Origin of the sequence: Thioalkalivibrio sp. ALE28, assembly GCF_000377425.1 — a bacterium.
Lineage (GTDB): Bacteria > Pseudomonadota > Gammaproteobacteria > Ectothiorhodospirales > Ectothiorhodospiraceae > Thioalkalivibrio.
Window position 1 is genome coordinate 411,791 of the sequence record NZ_KB898093.1, and the last position, 19,804, is coordinate 431,594.

The following is a 19,804-nucleotide window of genomic DNA, read 5'->3' on the forward strand; positions in this document are numbered from 1 at the left end:
TCTACCTGTCTCCTTTTTGTCTTCGCGCGGGGCTAACCGGCGGAGGACAGGAGTTCGCGGGCGTGGGTGCGGGTGGTCTCGGTGAGCTGGGTGCCGCCGATCAGGCGGGCCAGGGCCTCGACGCGGCGCTCGTCGTCCAGCGGCTGGATGGCAGTGCGGGTGCCGTCCTTGCCGTGCGATTTCTGCACCTCCAGCTGCTGGTGGGCCTGGGCGGCGACCTGGGCCAGATGGGTCACGCACAGGACCTGATGGCGCTCGCCCAGGGTGCGCAGCTTGCGCCCGACGACCTCGGCGACCGCGCCGCTGATGCCGCTGTCGACCTCGTCGAAGATCAGCGTGGGTACGGTCTGCTGCTGGCTGGCCAGCACCTGTAGCGCGAGCCCGATACGCGAGAGCTCGCCGCCGGAGGCAACCTTCGCCATCGGCTGCGGGGCGGAGCCGGGGTTCGCGGCGACGCGGAACTCGATGTGATCCACGCCGTGCGCCTGCGGTTTGTCGGCGGGCTCGATCGCGATCTCGAAGTGGCCGCCGGCCATGCCCAGCTCCTGCATGGTGTCGGTGACCGCCTGGCCGATGCGCTTGGCGGTCTGCTGGCGGGCCTTGCTCAGCGCCTTGGCAGCCGAGTCGAAGGCGGTACGGGTCTCCTGTTCGCGCGCCTCCAGGGCCTCTAGGGTCTGGTCGCCGTTCTCCAGGGCGTCCCGCTCGGTCTGCAGTTCGTCGTGCAGGCCCGGGAGGGCCTCGGGATCGACCCGGTGCTTGCGCGCCAGGCGCAGGTACTCGCCGACGCGCTGGTCCAGCTCGGCCAGGCGTTCCGGGTCCAGTTCGATGCCGTCGGCCAGCCGGCGGAGGGTGTCGCCGGCCTCGTCGATCTGGATGCGTGCAGACTCCAGCAGCTCCACAGCCGGGTTGACCCGCTCGTCGTGCTGCGCGGCGTCCTGCAGTGCGTGCAGCACATGGCCGATCTGGGCATCGACGCCGGCGTCGTCCTCGATCTGCTGGCTGGCGGTCTGCAGCGCGCTCAGCACCTCGGTGCCGTGGGCGAGCTGGTTCTGCTCGACCAGCAGTTGCGGGTATTCGTCCTGTACCGGGGCCAGTTCAGCCAGCTCGGTGGTCTGGAAACGCAGCAGGTCGAGGCGGTCGGAGGTGTCGGCCTGGCTCTCGCGGGCCTGCTCCAGCGCCCGGGCGGCCTCGCGCCAGGCCTTGTGGGCCTCGCGCACGCGGGAGACCCGGTCGCCTTCGAGGAAGCCGTCCAGCCAGAGGCGCTGGGTGTCGCGCTGCAATAGCTGCTGATGGGCGTGCTGTCCATGGATGTCCACCAACCACTCGCCCAGCGTGCGCAGCTGGCCGACCGCGACCGGGCGGCCGTTGATCCAGGCGCGGCTCTTGCCCTGGCGGGTCAGGACCCGGCGCAGCAGCACCGCGTCGTCGTCGGGGTCCGCAAGATCCTGCTCGGCCAGCCATGTGCCGGCCGGGCCCTGCCCGGGCAGGGCAAACTCCGCGGACAGGTCGGCCTGCTCGGCCCCCTCCCGCACCATGCCGGCGTCGGCGCGGTCGCCCAGCAGTTGGCCGATTACGTCGATCAGGATGGACTTGCCGGCCCCGGTCTCGCCGGTCAGGGCGCTCAGGCCCGTGTCCAGCTCCAGTTCCAGCTGGTCGATGATCGCGAAGTCGCGGATGTTGATCAGTCGCAGCATGGCGGGATCAGGGCTGCTCGCCCCAGCGCAGCTTGGTTCGCAGCACGCGCAGGAAGTGGTGTTCGCGGGGATGGATCAGGGTCAGGGCCTGTTCGCGACGGTGGATGCGCAGCAGGTCGCCCGGGGCGAAGTCCACGTTCTCCTGTCCGTCCAGCGCGACCTGGGCCGGGGAACGGCTGCCACTGGAAAGGCGGATCTCCACCGTGGAGCGGCCGCTGACCACCAGCGGGCGGTGGTTCAGGCTGTGCGGGCAGACCGGGACCATGACCATCGCGTCCAGCTGCGGGGTCAGGATCGGCCCGCCGGCGGACAGGGCGTAGGCGGTAGAACCCGTGGGCGTGGCTACCACCAGGCCATCGGCGCGCAGCCGGCCGACGTCCATGCCGTCGATCGCGGTGTCGAACTCGATGATGCGCACCACGCTCAGTACATGGACCACGACGTCGTTCAGCGCGATCCCGTGGTGGATGGTGACCCCGTCGCGGATCAGCTCGGCCTCCAGCATCGCCCGCGGCTCGCGCTCGAAGGCCCCGTCCAGGACCTCGCCCAGTTCCTCCGGGGCGGTGTCCGGGGAGACATCCACGAGAAATCCCAGGCGACCCAGGTTGATCCCCAGCAGCGGCGTGTCGGCATCGGCGACCTTGCGGGCGGTGGCCAGCAGGGTTCCGTCGCCGCCGATGACGATCAGCAGATCGACCGCGCTGGCCAGCTCCTCCAGCGGCAGGAGCCCGACCCGCTCCGGACGCTCGAAGCCGTCGATCTCCTGTTCCATGAAGACCTGGCGGCCGCGCTCCTGGAGCAGACCGACCAGCGTGGCGACCAGCGGGGCGGTGCGCGAATCGCTGGTCTTGCCGACCAGCCCGACCTTGTTGAAGTCTGGCATCATGCCGGCATTATCCGGAAAAGGGACCGCGACTGCACCCGGGGTTTCCAGGGAAACACTGATGAATGTATGCGTTCGCGTTGGTGCCTCATGTTTTCCGAGATCAGGCGCGGTGCGCAGCCGGTAGTGGTTCTACCGGCCCGTTGTTGACTGATTCGGGCCGCAACGCAGGATCGGGGAACATGAGGCGCCAACCCTGAAGGGGCTCGGCCGCTTTTGAGCGCGCACGGCGTTGCGGCTCCCTTGTGCAGAATGACTGCACGGCGGTCGCCGCGCCTTGTTCGCACGCAAAAGCGACTCGAGCGCGAACGCATACATTCATCAGTGTTTCCCTTGACCCGATCCCGGCACCATCCAAGACTGGTACCTTCTGGCACTCGACCGAGTGGAGCGCTGACGACCCATGGAAAACGCTTTCATCAATCTGGACGCCAGGGCCCGTACCCTGTTGCGGACCCTGATCGAGAGCTACATCCGGGACGGCCAGCCCGTCGGCTCGCGTACCCTGGCCCGCACCTCCGGGCTCAGCGTGAGCGCGGCCACCGTGCGCAATGTGATGGCGGATCTCGAGGACATGGGCCTGATCCATTCGCCGCACACCTCGGCCGGGCGCATCCCGACGCCGGCCGGCTACCGGCTGTTCGTGGACAGCCTGCTGGAGGTGCGCAACCCCTCGCCGGAGGAGGTGCGCGCGATCCAGTCCGGCTTCGACCCGAATGCCAGTACCCAGGATCTGATGGACACCACCAGCAACTTGCTGTCGCGGGTTACGCGCATGGCCGGGATGGTGCGCCTGCCGCGGCATCGCAACGTCGCGCTGAGCCAGATCGAGTTTCTGCGCCTGGGCGAGGGACGCATCCTCGCGATCCTGGTCATCGACGGCAAGGAAGTGCAGAACCGCGTGCTGGAGCTGGAGCGCGACTTCGGCCAGGACGAGCTGCAGCGCATGGCGAACTACCTGAACGCCCATCTGGCGGGCAAGAGCCTGCACGCCGTGCGGGCCGAGCTGCTGCGCGAGATGCGCGACGTGCGCGACGACCTGGACGCAATGATGCTGGCCGCGATCGATCTGGGCGAGAAGGCGGTCGGTGACGAGGACCCGGATGACGTGGTGGTGGCCGGCCAGACCCACCTGCTCGGCTACGAGGAGCTGGCGGACATGGAGCGCCTGCGCCAGCTGCTCGAGGCCTTCAACGAAAAGCAGGAGATCCTCGGGATTCTCGACCAGTGCATTCGCAGCGACCGCGTGCAGATCTTCATCGGCCGCGAGTCCGGACTGGACTGGTTCGAGAACTGCTCGGTGGTGACTGCGCCCTACAGTGTGGATGGCGAGGTGGTCGGCGTGCTGGGGGTCATCGGACCCACGCGCATGTCCTACGACCGGGTAATCCCGATCGTGGACGTGACCGCGCGTCTGCTCGGCTCGGCCCTGGGCGATCAGCCGCCGGGCGACCCGAAGTAGCGGGTCGCCCTTGAAACCCGAACGGATGCCCCCACAGTCTCCGTAGTCAACCCGAATACCCCCGCCTGCCGGCTGGCGACCCGGCGGGCGGTTTCACTTTTCATTGATTCGCGAGGCCAGCATGTCGGAACAGCGGGAACCCCAGGAACAACCGGAAGAGCTCGAGACCGGGAACGAGGCGGCCCCCGAGGCCGATGGCGACCACCCCGGCGAGGGCGATACCGAGGCACGGCTGCAGGAGCTCGAGGCCCTGGCCGAGGAACGGCGTGACCAGGCCCTGCGCGCGCAGGCGGAACTGGAGAACCAGCGCCGGCGCTTCGAGCGCGAGCTGGAGAACGCGCACAAGTACGCGATGGAAAAGTTCGCCTCCGAGATGCTGGAGGTCGGCGACTCGCTGGAGATGGGGCTGAAGGCGGCCCGCGAGACCCAGGATGTCGAGCGCATCATCGAGGGGGCCGAGCTGACCCTGAAGAACCTGACCAAGGTCTTCGACAAGTTCGGCATCCAGGCCGAGGACCCGACCGGCCAGCGCTTCGACCCGGAGCGCCATCAGGCGATGTCCATGCAGGAAGACCCGGAGCACCCGCCGAACACCGTGGTGGCGACCATGCAGAAGGGCTACATGCTGCAGGATCGCGTACTGCGCCCGGCCATGGTGGTGGTCTCCAAGGCACCGACCTCGCCGAACATCGACGAAAGCGCCTGACCCGGCTACCCGGGCGGATCAGGGGGCGGCTCGGATATCGCCCCTTGAAAACCCGGCCCGGGCCCCCAGATTCCCGTACAAGTTGGCAGAGAACGACGCTCTGCAGCGCCACTTTTTCGCATCAGGAGATTTCAATCATGGGCAAGATCATCGGTATCGACCTCGGGACCACCAACTCCTGCGTCGCCGTGATGGAAGGCGACCAGGCCAAGGTCATCGAGAACGCGGAAGGCACCCGCACCACCCCGTCCATCGTCGCGTTCAGTGACGACGGCGAGGTGCTGGTCGGCCAGTCCGCGAAGCGCCAGGCGGTCACCAACCCGCAGAACACCGTGTTTGCGGCCAAGCGACTGATCGGCCGCAAGTTCGACGAAGGCGAGGTCCAGAAGGACATCAAGCTCGTCTCCTACAGCATCGTGAAGGCCGACAACGGCGATGCGTGGATCGAGGTGCAGGGCAAGAAGATGGCCCCGCCGGAGATCTCCGCGCGCGTGCTGCAGAAGATGAAGAAGACCGCCGAGGACTACCTCGGGGAGGAGGTCACCGAAGCGGTGATCACCGTCCCGGCCTACTTCAACGACTCCCAGCGTCAGGCGACCAAGGACGCCGGCAAGATCGCCGGGCTCGAGGTCAAGCGCATCATCAACGAGCCGACCGCGGCCGCGCTGGCCTACGGCATGGACAAGCAGCGCGGGGATCGCAAGATCGCCGTGTATGACCTGGGTGGCGGTACCTTCGACGTCTCGATCATCGAGATCGCCGAGGTGGACGGCGAGCACCAGTTCGAGGTGCTGGCGACCAACGGCGACACCTTCCTGGGTGGCGAGGACTTCGACAATCGCCTGATCGACTACCTGGTCGACGAGTTCAAGAAGGACCAGGGCATCGACATCAAGGGCGATCCGCTGGCGATGCAGCGCGTGAAGGAGGCCGCCGAGAAGGCCAAGATCGAGCTGTCCTCCAGCCAGCAGACCGAGGTCAACCTGCCGTACATCACGGCCGACAACACCGGGCCGAAGCACCTGGCGCTGAAGATCACCCGCGCCAAGCTGGAGAGCCTGGTCGAGGACCTGGTCAAGCGCTCCATCGAGCCGTGCAAGGTTGCGCTGAAGGACGCCGGCCTGTCCGCCTCCGAGGTGGACGACGTGATTCTCGTCGGCGGCCAGACCCGCATGCCCAAGGTGCAGGAAGCGGTGCAGGAGTTCTTCGGCAAGGAGCCGCGCAAGGACGTGAACCCGGACGAGGCCGTTGCCGTCGGCGCCGCCGTGCAGGCCGGTGTGCTGGGTGGCGACGTGAAGGACGTGCTGCTGCTGGACGTGACCCCGCTGTCGCTCGGCATCGAGACGATGGGCGGCGTGATGACCAAGCTGATCGAGAAGAACACCACCATCCCGACCCGGGCCAACCAGGTGTTCTCCACCGCCGAGGACAACCAGACCGCGGTGACCGTGCACGTGCTGCAGGGCGAGCGCGACATGGCCAGCGCCAACAAGTCGCTGGGTCGCTTCGACCTGCAGGACATCCCGGCCGCGCCGCGCGGTGTGCCGCAGATCGAGGTCACCTTCGACATCGACTCCAACGGCATCCTGAACGTCTCGGCCAAGGACAAGGCCACCGGCAAGGAGAACAAGATCGTCATCAAGGCCTCCTCCGGTCTGTCCGACGAGGAAGTCGAACAGATGGTCAAGGACGCCGAGGCGCATGCCGAGGAAGACAAGAAGTTCCAGCAGCTGGTCCAGGCACGCAACCAGGCCGATGCCCTGGTGCACTCCGCCGAGAAGTCGCTGAAGGATCTGGGCGACCAGGTCTCCGACGACGAGCGCTCCGCGATCGAGTCGGCCGTGGCCGAGGTCAAGACCGCGATGGAAGGCGAGGACGCCGACGCCATCGAACAGGCCACGCAGAAGCTGGCCGAGGCCTCCGGCAAGCTGGCCGAGAAGGCCTATGCCCAGGGCGCGGACGCCGCGGGCGAGGCCGGTGCCGAGCAGGCCGACAACGGCCAGCAGGGCGACGATGTGGTGGACGCCGAGTTCGAGGAAGTCGACGACGACCAGAAGAAGCAGGGCTGATGCCCGTCCGGCGGCGCCTTGGCGCCGCCGGACTTCGACCACACGCCACGCCCGGGGTACACGGTACCTCCGGGCGTTTGCGTGAAGGCACTCCGCGTTCGCGCGAACGATCTACCTGGAAATGACCATGTCACAACGCGACTATTACGAGGTGCTGGGCGTCGCCAAGGACGCCTCGGCCGCCGATATCAAGAAGGCCTTTCGCCGCCTGGCAATGAAGTACCACCCCGACCGCAACCCGGGGGACGAGGAGGCCGAGGCCAAGTTCAAGGAGGCGCGCGCCGCCTACGACGTCCTCAGCGACGATCAGAAGCGTGCGGCCTACGACCGCTATGGCCATGCCGGCGTGGACGGTTCGGCCGGCGGCTTCGGCGGCGGGGCCGGGACCTCCAACTTCAGCGACATCTTCGAGGATATCTTTGGCGATATCTTCGGGGGTGGTGGAGGCGGCCGCGGTCAGCGCGCCTACCGGGGCTCCGACCTGCAGTACAACCTGGACCTGACGCTCGAGGAAGCCGTGTTCGGCACCGAGGTCAAGATTCGCATCCCGACCACGGTGTCCTGCGAGGCCTGCGACGGCTCCGGCGCCGAACCGGGGACTTCGCCGGAGACCTGCCCGACCTGCAACGGGGTCGGGCAGGTACGCATCCAGCAGGGCTTCTTCTCGGTGCAGCAGACCTGCCCGCGCTGCGAGGGCTCCGGCAAGATCGTCTCCAGCCCCTGCAAGTCCTGCCACGGCAAGGGTCGGGTGCAGGAGCAGAACACGCTGGACGTGAAGATCCCGGCCGGTGTGGACTCGGGCGATCGCATCCGTCTGGCCGGCCAGGGCGAGGCCGGCATGAATGGCGGTCCGCCGGGTGATCTCTACGTGCAGGTGCGGGTGAAGCCGCACAAGCTGTTCCGGCGCGAGGGCTCGGACCTGCACTGCGAGGTGCCGGTGTCGTTCGCGACCGCCGCCCTTGGCGGCGAGCTGGAGGTCCCGTCGCTGGACGGCCGGGTCAAGCTGAAGGTCCCCGCGGAGACGCAGACCGGCAAGCAGTTCCGGGTCAGCGGCAAGGGCGTGAAGTCGGTGCACGGCGGTGCCGTCGGCGACCTGATCTGCCGCGTGGTGGTGGAGACGCCGATCAACCTGACCAAGGAGCAGAAGCAGCTCCTGCGCCAGTTCGAGGAATCCACTCAGGCCGGTGGGACCAAGCACAGTCCGCAGGCGCAGTCCTGGGTGGACGGGGTGAAGGGCTTCTTCGAGGACCTGAACTTCTGGTCGAAATAGCCCCTTCCCGAAACGCGTTCGCGGTTCCGCACAGGCCCCGGCGTAAACCGCGGCCTGTTGCGTTAGAACGACGGCCAGCCCCGACCGCTCACTCGCGGGCTCCCTCTTGCCGCGTGGTGATTCCCGCACCTGTGCTCGTGGCAACGCGGCCTTCTGAGCGTTGGGGGTGCATCAGGGACAGGCGGTTCCGGTGTGTCAGGTCAAGGGCGGTTGGCTGACCACGAAGCGCACGAAGACACGAAGGAAAGACTGAGGGCGGGGTCACCACGCAGGCCACAGGGTTCACGGAGAAAGGCAGGGATTGTGGGTGAGTGCTCGTGGTCAGTGTCGTGTCGGATACGGGAACGTTGACCGCCACGACTCGCCCTATGTTCAAGAACCCGCACAGGATGTTCTTCGTGCCTTCGTGTGCTTCGTGGTGAACAGTCCTTTGCCGTTCTCCGTGTTCTCTCTGTGCGCTCTGTGGTGAAAAATGGAGTGAGGGCGCGCGGGGCTCAGGTTGAGGCGAAGTCGAAGGTGGGGGCCGGCATCGGCGCCTGCAGGAAGTAGCCCTGCACGAGGTTGACGTTCAGGCTGTAGAGCACGGCGAGCACACTGGCGTCCTCGACATACGGCACGATCACCTGCTTGCCCTTGGCGTGCGCGGCCTCGGTATGCTCGCGGATCAGCTGCTGATTCTCCTCGCTCTCGGCCAGGTTCTTCACATACGACGGGTCCAGCTTGATGTGGTCCGCCTCCAGGTGCTGCAGCAACTGGAACGGGTTCAGGCCGTTGCCGAAGTCGTCGATGCACAGGTGGCCGTGCATCTCCTGCAGGCCCCGGGCCACGTGGATCGCCGGCTTCAGGTGGGTTACCACGGTGGGTTCCTTCAGCTCCACCACCACGTTGTCGGCGGGGATGCGCAGGGCGTGCAGGTCGTCGTGCAGCCAGCTGACCACCGAGGGATCGCCGAGCGAGCCATTGGTCAGCTTGAGGAAGAACTGGGTACCGGGGTCCTTCTTCAGCTGTTCCGCGAGGACGCCCAGGGCGGTCTTCAGGATCCAGCGGTCGATGGGCTGGGCCATCTCCGTGCGCTCGGCGCTGGGCAGGAAGGCCTCCGGTTCGTGGATATGACCCTCGGCATCGCGCAGCCGCACGAACACCGAATAGCGCGCCCGGTCGGCCCCGTGCAGGTTCACGATCGGTTGGTACAGCAGCTCCAGACGGTCGTGATCGAGGGCGTCCTGGATGCGTAGCCGCCATTGCTGGTCGGCCTGTGCCTGGGTCATCTCGCCCTCGGCCGGGCGGAAGAAGCAGTGGGTCCCGCCGCCGGCTTCCACCGCTTCCTGCAGTGCGCGGTCGGCCTGCGACAGTAGCTCCTCGGTATCCACCGCAGTCTCGTCGGCGATCACGATGCCGGCGGACAGGGTGCAGTTGGTGGAGGCGTTGCCGAGCTCGAACACGCGCCCGGTGACCGCCTCCATCAGACCGTGGACGCGGCTCTCCACCTCGTTGCGGCGGGTATCCGGCACCAGGATGCCGAAGTGCTCGGCCTCCAGGCGCGCGGTGATGGCCGGCTCGGGGAACTGGTCCTCGATCAGCTTGCCGATGTCGGCCAGCAGCAGGTCGCTGGCGGACATCCCGACGTTGGCGCGAATTTCCGCGAAGCGGTCCACCGCCAGCGTGATCAGGGCGAAGGGCTTCTCCGACTGCGCGGCCTGGCCCTGCGCGGTCTCGATCATGCCGGTGAAGTGCTGGCGGTTGTAGAGGCCAGTGACCAGATCGCGCTGCGACAGGTAATCGATCTTCTCCGCCAGTTCCGGGTCCTCCTGGGCCGAATCCAGCAGGACCTGGGTACAGGCCTCGCCCTCGACGCTGGCGGTGGAGAGGCGCAGGTTGGCCTCGAACGGGGTGCCGTCGAAGGCCTGCAGCTGGAAGGCCTGATGGGTCTGGTCGCCCTCCTCGCCGTTCTGGAAGCGTCGCAGCAGCCCCTTCAGTTCGTCGCGGCTCTCCGGCGCGACCAGATCCATCAGCGGCAGGCCATCGACGTCCTCCGGGTCGCCGATGCCGAAGCGTTCGCGCCAGGAGGCGTTGGCGTAGATGTGCATGCCCTCGTGGACGTAGGCGATGGCGTCGCGCGAGTTGTCCAGCAACAGCTGGCAGCGGCGCTCGGACTCCTGCAGCGACGCGTCCATGCGACCCAGTCGCTGGCGCAGCTGGAACTGTTCGGCGGCGCGAATGGTGAGGAGGCTGGCCAGTTCGTGCAGTTCGTGATCCACCACCGCGTACGCACCGGCCTCGTAGTCATCCACGCGTTCCGCTTCCGGGCGTTCGGTCAGGATCACGACCGGGATCCGCCGGCCGGAGGCATGCTGGGCCTCGTCCACGTGCTCGCGGGCCAGGCTCAGGCCGGGTTCGATCAGTACGATCACGTCGAAGCGCCGGTTCTCCAGCGCCTCGGCGAGGGCGTCGGTGGTCGAAACCTGCTCCGGGCGGATCGCACTGCCGCGGGTTCGGATGCTGCTGATGACCTCTTCCGCCCGGTTCGGATTACTGGTAACGAAGAGGGTACGAATGGTCTCGTTCATGGGGCCTGGTCGTCGCGGTTGCGGGTGGTGAGGGACAGTCCGTTGTCATTCGCGAGGCCGGGGTCCGCCTCCGTGCCGGGGGATTCCGCGGTCGGGCTGCCGACCTCGAGCGCAGTCATGCGGCAGCCCACCTCGGTGAACAGGGTAGTCCCCGTGCGCTCGCTGTCCAGTTCCAGAACGCGGGCGCGGTCGTTCAGCCAGCAGACCACCCGTTTTTCGTGGTCGAAGACCTGGGCCGGCAGAAACAGGGCGGCCCCGTCGGCATCCGTTCGTTGTGGCGCAAACAGGCCCGGCTGCGGGACCCCGGCGGCGACCCCGTTGCGAAAATCCTGGATCTGCATGGGGAGGCAGCGATTGGCAAGGAACTCCACGCCGATGCTGATGCGTTCGCCGACCTGATCGTCGAAGCGAATCCAGCGCAGCACCCCGACCGTCCAGCGGTGGCCGTCCACGGCGCGCAGCCCGACCAGGTCGCCAATCAACAAGGGCTGCTGTGGTGCGTCCAGGCACAGGCGGACGCCCCCGGCGCCGATGTCGTCCACCTGCCAGTGTTCCGGAGGGTGGCGCTTGGTGATGGGCCCTGTCGGTTCGTCGTGGCCGGCGATCTCGAGGCCGCGCCCGACGTCTTCCCAGGCGGTCGCGGCGGGGCCGGGGGTGTCGTCCGCGAGCGGCCGGAGATCGCTGTCGCGACCGGCGGCGGGCGGGCTGTCGACCAGAGCGAGATCCGACCCCCGCAGTGCCGCGGGCGACATCTCGAAGACGCTGACGCCGCGATCACGCTGCTGCACGGACTTCAGGCCGGCCTCGCCGTTCTCGTCCGTGTCGAGTTCCCGGGCGCTGGCGTCACGGCGACGCTCCATCTCCGCCAGCAGAAAGTCATGGATGCGTTCCAGTCCCATGACGCAGACCTGCTGCAGGTCGCCCGCGCGCTCGCGACTGTGCCGCCGGGTGGGCAGGTGCGACCACAGGCGCAGGAGATGCTCGGCCAGGGCCTGTGCATTGCCGGTCTGCACCGGCTCGAGGTTTTCCGGGGCGTCGCGCAGTGCGGCCAGGGCCGGGCCCAGCTCCACGAAGCAGGGCAGGTCGCCGGCGGGCTGGTCGCGCAGGACCAGTCCCGGCGCATGGTCGCGCTCGAGGTCGCAGCGCAACACGGGCATTTCGGGGTGCTGATTCGGATCGGGTGTGGCGGCGCAGGCGACGGCAATCGAGTTGGCCCAGCGGGCCAGCAAGTCCATCTCGCCCATCTTGAGGGCGTTCGGATCGGTGCTTCCGAGCACCATGATGCGCGCGCTCATGGTCTCGATGCGGTCCAGCTCGACCGGGCCGAAGCGCTTGTCGATGGCCGGGGCTTGGTCGGCGATGTGCTGTGCGCGCGCCAGGCGCAGCAGGTCATAGAGTTGCTGCCACTGGCCGGGCGGCACGTCCTGATACAGTCGCCAGTGGTGGACACCGAGCGCGCCCAGCAGCGCGACCGCGGCCTGAAGGGGGGCAGTCAGGCGGTCCGCGTGCTGGGTGTTCCCTTCGTCGAGCCGCTCGCGCGCGACCAGCAACTCGGCGGTGAGCAGGGCGCGCAAGGCCGCCCCAAGGGCCTCCGCGCGATCGCGACTGCGCCGGCCCAGCGGAAGGGGCCGCTGGCGTAACAGACGCTCCATGCCGGGCAGCAGGGGCAGGAGATGGTCTTCCAGAATGGCGACCAGCGTGGTGCGCGTGCCGGGGTGCAGGGCGACCGCATTGAGTCCGTCGAGGGCCTCGCGGAGTCGCTGGATGCCGAGTTCGGGTTCGCTGCCGGGCAGCTCGGCGCACCAGGCCCGCAGGGCTTGCGGCGTCTGGTGGGGGAAGCTGTCGGGACTGGCCGGATGGGCGGGCAGCTCGGGCAGGGCTTGCAGCATGGGCGTGTCCAGTGGTCGCTGAGCCGGTTGCGTGGGCCCCGGGGTGTTCGCTTCAGCCCCGGATCTGGCGGTACTTTAGCAGCAAACCGTGCAATTGGTGTGGGTGGCCCGGACCTTCATTCACGCCCGGACCACGGTGTCCGCAGGGTCTTGCCGGGTTCCCCGGGGATCTCGCGTGCCAGGCGCGGGACCAGGTAGCCCGGCAGGCGGGCATGGAGGTCGCGATAGAGTTCGCCGGCCCGCGCGTCCGATACCTCGAAATGGGCCGTGCCACGGGTGCGGTCGAGCTGGTGCAGGTAGTAGGGCAGCACCCCCAGGCGAAAGCCCGCCTCCTGCAGTTCGATCAGGGTCTCGGCATCGTCGTTGATGCCGGCCAGCAGGACCGCCTGGTTGAGCAGTGTGACGCCCGCGCCGCGCAGGCGCTGCAACGCAGCGTCGGCGGGTGCGGCGAATTCGCGGGGGTGGTTCGCATGCAGGACCAGGATGTGCTGCAGGCGCCCCTGGCCGAGCCAGGCGAGCAGGCGGTCGTCCACCCGTTCCGGCAGTACCACCGGAAGACGTGTGTGGATGCGCAGGCGCTCGAGGTGCGGGATCCCTGCAAGGCGCTCCGCGAGCCGGGCGAGGCGGGTGTCGGACAGGCTCAGCGGGTCGCCCCCGCTGAGGATGACCTCGCGGATGTCCGGGTTCGCCGCGATGTACTCCAGTGCGGGCGCCCAGTCGTCCCGCGCGGGGTTGTGGTCGGCGTAGTCGAACTCGCGGCGGAAGCAGTAACGGCAGTGGATGGCACAGGCCCCGGTCGTCAGCAGCAGCACGCGGCCGCGGTACTTGTGCACCACACCGGGTGCGGCCAGGGCGTCGTGGTCGCCGACCGGATCGCTGACGAACCCCGGGGACTCCAGCGCCTCGCGCGCATCCGGCAGGGCCTGCAGCAGCAGGGGATCGCGCGGGTCGCCCGGGTGGATCCGCGCCAGGTAGCTCTCCGGGATGCGGGTGCGGAACAGCCGGTGCCCGGCCTGCATGCCCGGCAGCGCCGCGCGCGGCAGTTCCAGGCGTGCGGCCAGGGTGTCGGGGTTGTCGATCGCGCGCGCCAGCGCCTGCTGCCAGGCCGGGGTTGCGCGCGGCGCGGGTGGCTGGGTTCCGTGCGGCTCGCGCGTTATCATGACGGGCTTTGTGGGCATGGATCGTTTCCGGACGGGGCCGTATGCTCGCGCAACGTTTTTTCGAGGAACAGCACGCAATGGCAACCTACAGTACCAACGAATTCAAGGCCGGTCTCAAGCTCCTGCTGGACGGCGATCCGCAGGCCATCGTCGAGAACGAGTTCGTCAAGCCGGGAAAGGGGCAGGCCTTCAACCGGGTCAAGCTGCGCAACCTGCGCACCGGCCGGGTGCTGGAGAAGACCTTCAAGTCCGGCGAGTCGGTGGAGGCCGCCGACGTGATGGACACCGAGATGCAGTACCTCTACAACGACGGCGAGTTCTGGCACTTCATGGTGCCGGACAGCTTCGAGCAGTACGCCGTGGGCGAGGCCGCGCTGGGCGATGCCGGCCAGTGGCTGAAGGAACAGGATGTCTGCACCGTGACCCTGTGGAATGGCGAGCCGCTGTCGGTGGTGCCGCCGTCCTTCGTCGAGATGAAGATCACCGAATGCGACCCCGGTGTCCGTGGCGACACTGCACAGGGCGGCACCAAGCCGGCCACGCTGGAGAGCGGTGCGGTGGTCAAGGTCCCGCTGTTCGTCGAGGAAGGCGAGACGGTGCGGGTGGATACCCGCAACGGCGAATACGTCTCGCGCGTCTGATCCCGATCCTGCCGGCCTCCACGAGATGAGCGACTGGCGGCCGGGTGCGGCGCCGGCCCGGATGGCGCGTGCGCGCCTGCTGGCCGGGCTGCGGGCGTTCTTCGCGGCGCGCGGGGTGCTCGAGGTCGAGACCCCGGTCCTCGGCCGGGGCGCGCCCCAGGACCCGATGGTGGAGAGCTGGGAGGCGCAAGCCCCCGATGGGGCGCGGGGCTTCCTGCAGACTTCGCCGGAATACCCGATGAAGCGCCTGCTGGCGGATGGCGCCCCGGACATCTATCAGATCGCCCGGGTCTTCCGCGCGGGTGAGTCGGGACTACGCCATAACCCTGAATTCACCCTGCTGGAGTGGTATCGCCACGGGCTGGACCACCGGGCGCTGGCGCGCGAGGTGGTTGCGCTGATCGCGGACCAGGCGGGGCTGTCCCCCGAATGGCGCGCGCCGCGGGGTTGCGAGGAGATCGCCTACGCGGACCTGTTTCAGACCACTCTGGGGGTGGATCCGCTCGCGGCGGATGCCGCGGGGCTGGAGCGGGTCGCGGCGGCGCACGGGCTCACGGTGGGCGGAGAACTGGACCGGGACGGCTGGCTGGACGCCCTGATCAGTCTGGTGATTGCCCCCGGCTTCCCGCCGGACCGGCTGACCATCCTTCATGACTATCCCGAGAGTCAGGCTGTGCTCGCGCGCCCCTGTGCCGAACGCCCGGGCTATGCCGCCCGTTTCGAGCTCTACTGGGGGGGGCTGGAGCTGGCCAACGGCTACCACGAACTGACCGACCCGGAGGTCTTCCGTCAGCGCCGCGCCCGGGACATCGTCCTGCGCCGTGCCCGGGGCCAGCCGCTTCCACCTGTGGATCGCCATCTGGAGGCGGCACTGGAATCCGGACTGCCGGACTGCGCGGGCGTGGCCCTGGGCGTGGACCGATTGCTGATGCAGTTGCTGGGCGTCTCCAGGATCGACCAGGTGGTCGATTTTCCCTGGTCCAGGGCGTGACGTCGTCCGTCCGGAGGGCTTGTCCCGGCGGGGGCGCCGGCACACTATAGGGGCTGTTGCCCCGCACGTTTGCAGGATGGTCGGACCCCTATGCCCCCTCGTCTTTTTCCGCGCCGCCCTGGCCCTGTTCCGGTTGGTTCCGGATGGGCCATTGGCCTGTGTCTGATACTGTCGCTGTGGCTTGCGCCGCTGGCGACACAGGCGCAGTTCGAACACCTCCCGCAGCCGTTGCAGCGTGCGATCGAGAGCCAGCGCCTGCCGCCGGAGAACGTCGGGTTGTGGGTCCAGCGGATGTCCGATGGCGCGGTGCTCGCGCGACTCAACGTGGACCAGCCGTACAACCCGGCCTCGACCATCAAGCTGGCGACCTCGCTGGCGGCCCTCCACGAGCTGGGACCGGACTACACCTGGACCACCGAGGTCTGGGCGACGCGCCCGGTGCGCGACGGCGTGCTGCGGGGGGACCTGGTGATCCGGGGCACCGGCGATCCCGGGATGGTCAGCGAGGAGCACTGGCGCATGCTGGGCCAGTTGCGCCAGACCGGGCTGCAGCGCATCGACGGGAACGTGATCCTCGACGCCTCGCATTTCGAGCTGCCGCCCGGTGATCCGTCTGGCTTCAACGACCAGCCGCTGCGGGCCTACAACCAGCTGCCCTATGCCCTGCACGTGAATGCCAGCGCGCAGCGCTTTCGTGTGCGCCCGGAACGGCATGGAAGCGGGATCGACGTGACCGTGGACCCGCCGCTGCCGGGGCTGGAACTCGTGAATCGCCTGCAGCCGACGCGCGGAAGCTGCGGGGCCTGGCAGCGCGGGATCCGCTTTGACGCCGACCCGGAGGCGCAGCGCGTAACCCTGGCCGGGGAATACCCGGTCAACTGTGGCGACTACGAACTGCTGCGCTCGGTCCTGGCGCCGGAGGCCAATCACGCCGAGATGTTCCGTCTGCACTGGTCGCAGTGGGGCGGCGAGTTAACCGGCGATATCCGCCCGGGCGTGCTACCGGTGCTGTATGACGAACCGATCCTGCGCCACACCTCGCGGCCGCTGGCGGATCTGATTCGGGTCTCCAACAAGTGGAGCTCCAATGTGATGACCCGCCATCTGCTGCTGACCCTGGGGGCGCGGCATTTCACGCCGCCTGCCACGCTGGAGAAGGGGCAGCAGGCCCTGCTGGAATCCCTGCGCGGGTTGGGGGTCGAAGTCGGTGGCATGGTGGTCGACAACGGTTCCGGACTCAGCCGCGATACCCGGATGACCGCGCGGCAGCTCGGCGGCATCCTGGAGGCGGGCTGGCAGCACCCGCACCGCCCGGAGTTCCAGTCCTCCCTGGCTCTGGCCGGCCTGGACGGGACCCTGCGCAACCGCTTCCGCAATGGCAGCCAGCGCGACCTGCGCGGGCAGATGCACCTGAAGACCGGGCATCTGAACGAGGTCTCCGCGGTGGCCGGCTATGTGCGGACGCGGGGTGGCGATGATCTGGCGGTGGTCGTGCTGGTCAACGACCCACGTGCCCACCGCGGCATGGGGCGCAACCTGCAGGATGCCGTCCTCGAGTGGGCCCACGACCTCTGACGGGTGCACCCCGTTTGTTCACCACGAAGCACACGAAGACACGAAGAAAATCCAGAAAGCGCCAACAGGAAGACGCGAAGATCGGAAGATTCCTGAAAGGGTGCGCAAGCCACAAGGATTGCGCACCCTCTCGCCCCCTGCTGACCTTCGCATCTTCCTGTAAATGCTCTTGCGGGTTTCTTCGTGCCTTCGTGTGCTTCGTGGTGAAAAGTGCCTTGCGAACTCAGGGGAACTCGGTCTGCCAGTTGGACAGGATCGGCGCGCGGGAGACTTCGACGTCCAGCGCCGTCAGCCAGCGCGCGACCATGCGATTGGAGTTGTTGCGCAGGGTGTAGGCCTCCGGATGCTCGACGAAGGCCATGTCCCATTCCGGCGAGGTCTTGCGTTCGTCGTATCCCGCTTGCCAGATGCCTTCCAGCTCGTCGCGCAGGACCTCGACTCGTGCCCCCGGAACCGTCAGCAGGTAAAAGTCCGCCAGTGGTACCCGAAGTTGCCCCACCGTGGATGGCCCGAGCTCGTGGCCGGTCAGTACCTGGCGTCCGAGCGCGGCGCGGGTCGGTACGAGCAACCCGGAGATCCCCTGGAGCGGTCCGGTCCGGCGTTCGACATAGAAGACCCAGTCGCCGTAGGAGTAGCGCAGCCAGGCCCCCGGTTTCCCGGCTGGCAGGATCAGGCTGGAGTGTCGTCCATGGTCCAGCAGGGCCACGGTAACCGGGCCTTCCGGGTCGTCCGGTGGTTGCAGCGTCACGGCCGCGCAGCCCTGCAGCAGCCACAGACTGAGTACCGCAAGGAGCCAGGGCGGAAGACGGAAGCGGCGCCGTAGCGGGGCCGCGTTGTCGCTGCGACGGCGCATGTCGGGTCAGTGGCGTTCGAGCTTGCCCAGTTCCGACAGGATGGACAGCACCAGCGATTCGCCTTGCGAGCCCATGCCGCGACACAGCACGTCGGGATCGCGCTCGCCGTCCACCAGACGCTTGGTGATGCCGCCGAGCCGCGCCATGTCGCCCCCGGCGCGACTCATCTGCTCGGCCATCTGGGACAGCCAGTGCAGCGACTGGGCATCACCATGCGCGGCCCCGTGGATCATCTGTGCCAGCCCCGGGGCGGCCTGGGCCGGGTCGCCGCTTTGCTCCGGGTCGGGCAGGGTGGAGGGGTCCTGCAGCCCGGAGAGGATTGCCGTCAGGATCACCGTGTCCTCGTCGTCCAGACCCTGCAGCAGGGAAGGGTCGCGCTCGCCGTCGAGTACCCGGCGAATGCGCTGGATCAGTTCGCCCCAGCCAGCCTCGTGGGCCTGGTTCAGGACCGGCTCCAGCTCGCGGCGGGTTTCCGGGTTCTGGGTGGCCTGGACCACCAGGTTGATCAGGCCGGCCTGGGCCTGGCGGATCTGTTGCGCGTGTTGTGGGTCAAGCATGCTGTGGCGGTCTCTTGCGTTCGGTGGTGGCACGGACCGAGGTCGGGGCAGCGCAGCAGCCGCACCCGGCTTCGCTCTTGTGGCGAGGTTAGCATGCCCGGAAGTGCGTTCGACCGGGGCCTGCGGCACAATGGCCCCTCCATTTGCAGAGGATGTCGTGGTGGAAGAGCAGACAGCAGTGGGGCTGTGGGTGGCCCTCGGGATCCTGGCCATCGTGATCGCCGCCCTGGTGGGTTTCTGGGTGGGCCGCGTGACCAGTGACGAACGCAAGCTGATCCGCGAGCTGGAAGAGGAACTGGATCGGCGCATGCAGGAACTGACGCGCTACCGCAGCCAGGTCAACGACCACTTCGACCGCACGGCCACGTTGTTCGCGACCATGGCCGGGTCCTACCGCGACCTCTATCACCACCTGGCCCAGAGCGCCGAGGAGCTGGCGGACAAACCGACCCGCGACCGCCTCGAGGACCGCGCCGGCCAGCTGCTGTCGCACATGACACGCCGCGATTACGGGACCGGCCCGGGCGAGGCCGCCGGCGGCGCCAACGAATCGGACGCCCAGGACGACGAGCCCGCCGCCAAGGGTTCGGGGGAAGAGCCCCGCAAGCCGGACGACCGCCCGCGCCCCGACTGATCGCCGCTACTGAAAAAACCTGTTATCACCACGAAGCCCACGAAGGCACGAAGAAAAGCCGAGTAGCGCTCACAGGAAGACGCGAAGACGGGAAGGTGGCTCGCAAGGCAACGTACACATGGGTTGCGTGCCCTCGCAGTCCTTCCGACCTTCTCCCCTTCCTGTAGCGGTTCTTCAGAGCGGGTTTTCTTCGTGCCTTCGTGGGCTTCGTGGTGAACAAAGGCCCTTGCCCTTGGAGCCCTCCGCGCCGGGGTGTGCCCGACGCGGGGCGGGATCAGAGGGCGGAGATCTGGGCGCGGATCTGGTTGTCCAGGTTCTGGATCCAGTTGTTGTAGTTCGGGTGGATGTTGCCGTCTTCGTAGTTCAGGTTGGCGCTGTCCTTGTAGCGGATGCTGTATTCGCCCGCAGCGAACGGGATCTCCACCACGGCGACGTGGTCGCGCAGGCTGAGCCGGCCTTCCAGCAGCCCGGGCTCGGCCTCTTCCATGCGCCAGCCCAGCGAAGCCCCGGCGGTGCGGATCGCGCGTTCCATCTGCTCGGCGCTCGGGCGGTCGCCGTCGACATTCGTGACCGTGGTATCGCTGATGTCCTGCACGGGAACCGTGCCGCGGCAGCCCGCCAGCGCGATCAGGGCGGCGAAGATGATCACCAGCAACGTCTTGGTATTCATAGTGTTTCCCTTAATGGATGCGCGGGGAGTGTAGACCTGCGGAAGCGTCGTTTCCAAGGGCACCGGGGCGTGCGTCTAGGGAGACGCTGATTGAATCGCACGTCCGCGCTCGAGTCGCTTTTGCGTGCGAACAAGGCGCGGTGACTGCCGTGCAGTCATTCTGCACAAGGGAACCGCAACGC

The 19,804-nt window shown here is 67.9% G+C and carries 16 protein-coding genes; 8 read left to right on the plus strand and 8 right to left on the minus strand.

Annotation, left to right across the window (positions count from 1 at the left end; genetic code table 11):
- Positions 1 to 32 precede the first annotated feature (32 nt).
- A complete protein-coding gene (gene recN, locus D105_RS0102020; RefSeq protein ID WP_018877326.1) occupies positions 33 to 1,694 on the minus strand; it encodes a DNA repair protein RecN in 1,662 nt (553 codons plus the stop codon).
- Positions 1,695 to 1,701: 7 nt separating this feature from the next.
- On the minus strand, positions 1,702 to 2,580 hold the full coding sequence (locus D105_RS0102025; protein ID WP_018865770.1) for an NAD(+) kinase: 879 nt from the start codon (positions 2,578 to 2,580) through the stop codon (positions 1,702 to 1,704).
- A gap of 400 nt (positions 2,581 to 2,980) precedes the next feature.
- Between D105_RS0102025 and hrcA the strand changes: the two genes are divergently transcribed.
- From hrcA to dnaJ, 4 genes are all read left to right on the plus strand, one after another.
- Entirely contained in the window at positions 2,981 to 4,039 is a 1,059-nt protein-coding gene (gene hrcA / locus D105_RS0102030) for a heat-inducible transcriptional repressor HrcA (protein ID WP_018876094.1), read from the plus strand.
- Positions 4,040 to 4,160: 121 nt separating this feature from the next.
- Positions 4,161 to 4,745 (plus strand): nucleotide exchange factor GrpE, encoded by a 585-nt coding sequence (grpE, locus tag D105_RS0102035; RefSeq protein WP_018865768.1) that lies wholly within the window; start codon positions 4,161 to 4,163, stop codon positions 4,743 to 4,745.
- 137 nt (positions 4,746 to 4,882) lie between these two features.
- Positions 4,883 to 6,814, plus strand: a complete 1,932-nt coding sequence (gene dnaK / locus D105_RS0102040) for a molecular chaperone DnaK (RefSeq protein ID WP_018877327.1) — start codon at positions 4,883 to 4,885, stop codon at positions 6,812 to 6,814.
- Positions 6,815 to 6,935: 121 nt separating this feature from the next.
- A complete protein-coding gene (dnaJ, locus tag D105_RS0102045) occupies positions 6,936 to 8,084 on the plus strand; it encodes a molecular chaperone DnaJ (RefSeq protein ID WP_018877328.1) in 1,149 nt (382 codons plus the stop codon).
- A gap of 494 nt (positions 8,085 to 8,578) precedes the next feature.
- Here dnaJ and D105_RS0102050 read toward each other — a convergent pair whose 3' ends face one another.
- From D105_RS0102050 to epmB, 3 genes are all read right to left on the minus strand, one after another.
- A complete protein-coding gene (locus D105_RS0102050; protein ID WP_018877329.1) occupies positions 8,579 to 10,651 on the minus strand; it encodes an EAL domain-containing protein in 2,073 nt (690 codons plus the stop codon).
- Positions 10,648 to 12,540: a hypothetical protein gene (locus D105_RS0102055; RefSeq protein ID WP_018877330.1), complete on the minus strand. Its 1,893-nt coding sequence runs from the start codon at positions 12,538 to 12,540 to the stop codon at positions 10,648 to 10,650. Before D105_RS0102055 ends, D105_RS0102050 begins: the two co-directional genes overlap by 4 nt.
- A 116-nt stretch (positions 12,541 to 12,656) precedes the next feature.
- The gene (gene epmB, locus D105_RS0102060) at positions 12,657 to 13,700 is read right to left on the minus strand and encodes an EF-P beta-lysylation protein EpmB (RefSeq protein WP_018877331.1); all 1,044 of its coding nucleotides are present in this window, start codon (positions 13,698 to 13,700) and stop codon (positions 12,657 to 12,659) included.
- Between the two features lie 77 nt (positions 13,701 to 13,777).
- Between epmB and efp the strand changes: the two genes are divergently transcribed.
- The 3 genes from efp (at position 13,778) to dacB (ending at position 16,907) form a co-directional block, all read left to right on the plus strand.
- A complete protein-coding gene (efp, locus tag D105_RS0102065) occupies positions 13,778 to 14,341 on the plus strand; it encodes an elongation factor P (protein ID WP_026142888.1) in 564 nt (187 codons plus the stop codon).
- 25 nt (positions 14,342 to 14,366) lie between these two features.
- Positions 14,367 to 15,332: an EF-P lysine aminoacylase EpmA gene (gene epmA, locus D105_RS0102070; protein ID WP_018877333.1), complete on the plus strand. Its 966-nt coding sequence runs from the start codon at positions 14,367 to 14,369 to the stop codon at positions 15,330 to 15,332.
- Between the two features lie 174 nt (positions 15,333 to 15,506).
- The gene (gene dacB / locus D105_RS0102075) at positions 15,507 to 16,907 is read left to right on the plus strand and encodes a D-alanyl-D-alanine carboxypeptidase/D-alanyl-D-alanine-endopeptidase (protein ID WP_026142887.1); all 1,401 of its coding nucleotides are present in this window, start codon (positions 15,507 to 15,509) and stop codon (positions 16,905 to 16,907) included.
- Positions 16,908 to 17,130: 223 nt separating this feature from the next.
- Here dacB and D105_RS0102080 read toward each other — a convergent pair whose 3' ends face one another.
- On the minus strand, positions 17,131 to 17,760 hold the full coding sequence (locus D105_RS0102080; RefSeq protein ID WP_018877334.1) for a hypothetical protein: 630 nt from the start codon (positions 17,758 to 17,760) through the stop codon (positions 17,131 to 17,133).
- Positions 17,761 to 17,766: 6 nt separating this feature from the next.
- On the minus strand, positions 17,767 to 18,318 hold the full coding sequence (locus D105_RS0102085; protein ID WP_018877335.1) for a hypothetical protein: 552 nt from the start codon (positions 18,316 to 18,318) through the stop codon (positions 17,767 to 17,769).
- A 160-nt stretch (positions 18,319 to 18,478) separates the two neighbouring features.
- On the opposite strand from D105_RS0102085, the gene D105_RS0102090 reads away from it, so the two are divergent.
- Positions 18,479 to 18,952 (plus strand): YhcB family protein, encoded by a 474-nt coding sequence (locus tag D105_RS0102090; RefSeq protein WP_026279162.1) that lies wholly within the window; start codon positions 18,479 to 18,481, stop codon positions 18,950 to 18,952.
- Between the two features lie 274 nt (positions 18,953 to 19,226).
- On the opposite strand, the gene D105_RS0102095 is transcribed toward D105_RS0102090, so the two are convergent.
- On the minus strand, positions 19,227 to 19,622 hold the full coding sequence (locus tag D105_RS0102095) for a hypothetical protein (RefSeq protein WP_018865756.1): 396 nt from the start codon (positions 19,620 to 19,622) through the stop codon (positions 19,227 to 19,229).
- Positions 19,623 to 19,804 lie beyond the last annotated feature (182 nt).

Coding starts and splice junctions, on each gene's coding strand:
- grpE (WP_018865768.1), top strand. CDS start 4,161: ATGTCGGAACAGCGGGAACCCCAGGAACAACCGGAAGAGCTCGAGACC.
- recN (WP_018877326.1), bottom strand. CDS start 1,694: ATGCTGCGACTGATCAACATCCGCGACTTCGCGATCATCGACCAGCTG.
- D105_RS0102080 (WP_018877334.1), bottom strand. CDS start 17,760: ATGCGCCGTCGCAGCGACAACGCGGCCCCGCTACGGCGCCGCTTCCGT.
- epmA (WP_018877333.1), top strand. CDS start 14,367: ATGAGCGACTGGCGGCCGGGTGCGGCGCCGGCCCGGATGGCGCGTGCG.
- D105_RS0102050 (WP_018877329.1), bottom strand. CDS start 10,651: ATGAACGAGACCATTCGTACCCTCTTCGTTACCAGTAATCCGAACCGG.
- dnaJ (WP_018877328.1), top strand. CDS start 6,936: ATGACCATGTCACAACGCGACTATTACGAGGTGCTGGGCGTCGCCAAG.
- D105_RS0102025 (WP_018865770.1), bottom strand. CDS start 2,580: ATGATGCCAGACTTCAACAAGGTCGGGCTGGTCGGCAAGACCAGCGAT.
- D105_RS0102085 (WP_018877335.1), bottom strand. CDS start 18,318: ATGCTTGACCCACAACACGCGCAACAGATCCGCCAGGCCCAGGCCGGC.
- dnaK (WP_018877327.1), top strand. CDS start 4,883: ATGGGCAAGATCATCGGTATCGACCTCGGGACCACCAACTCCTGCGTC.
- D105_RS0102055 (WP_018877330.1), bottom strand. CDS start 12,540: ATGCTGCAAGCCCTGCCCGAGCTGCCCGCCCATCCGGCCAGTCCCGAC.
- hrcA (WP_018876094.1), top strand. CDS start 2,981: ATGGAAAACGCTTTCATCAATCTGGACGCCAGGGCCCGTACCCTGTTG.
- efp (WP_026142888.1), top strand. CDS start 13,778: ATGGCAACCTACAGTACCAACGAATTCAAGGCCGGTCTCAAGCTCCTG.
- epmB (WP_018877331.1), bottom strand. CDS start 13,700: ATGATAACGCGCGAGCCGCACGGAACCCAGCCACCCGCGCCGCGCGCA.
- D105_RS0102095 (WP_018865756.1), bottom strand. CDS start 19,622: ATGAATACCAAGACGTTGCTGGTGATCATCTTCGCCGCCCTGATCGCG.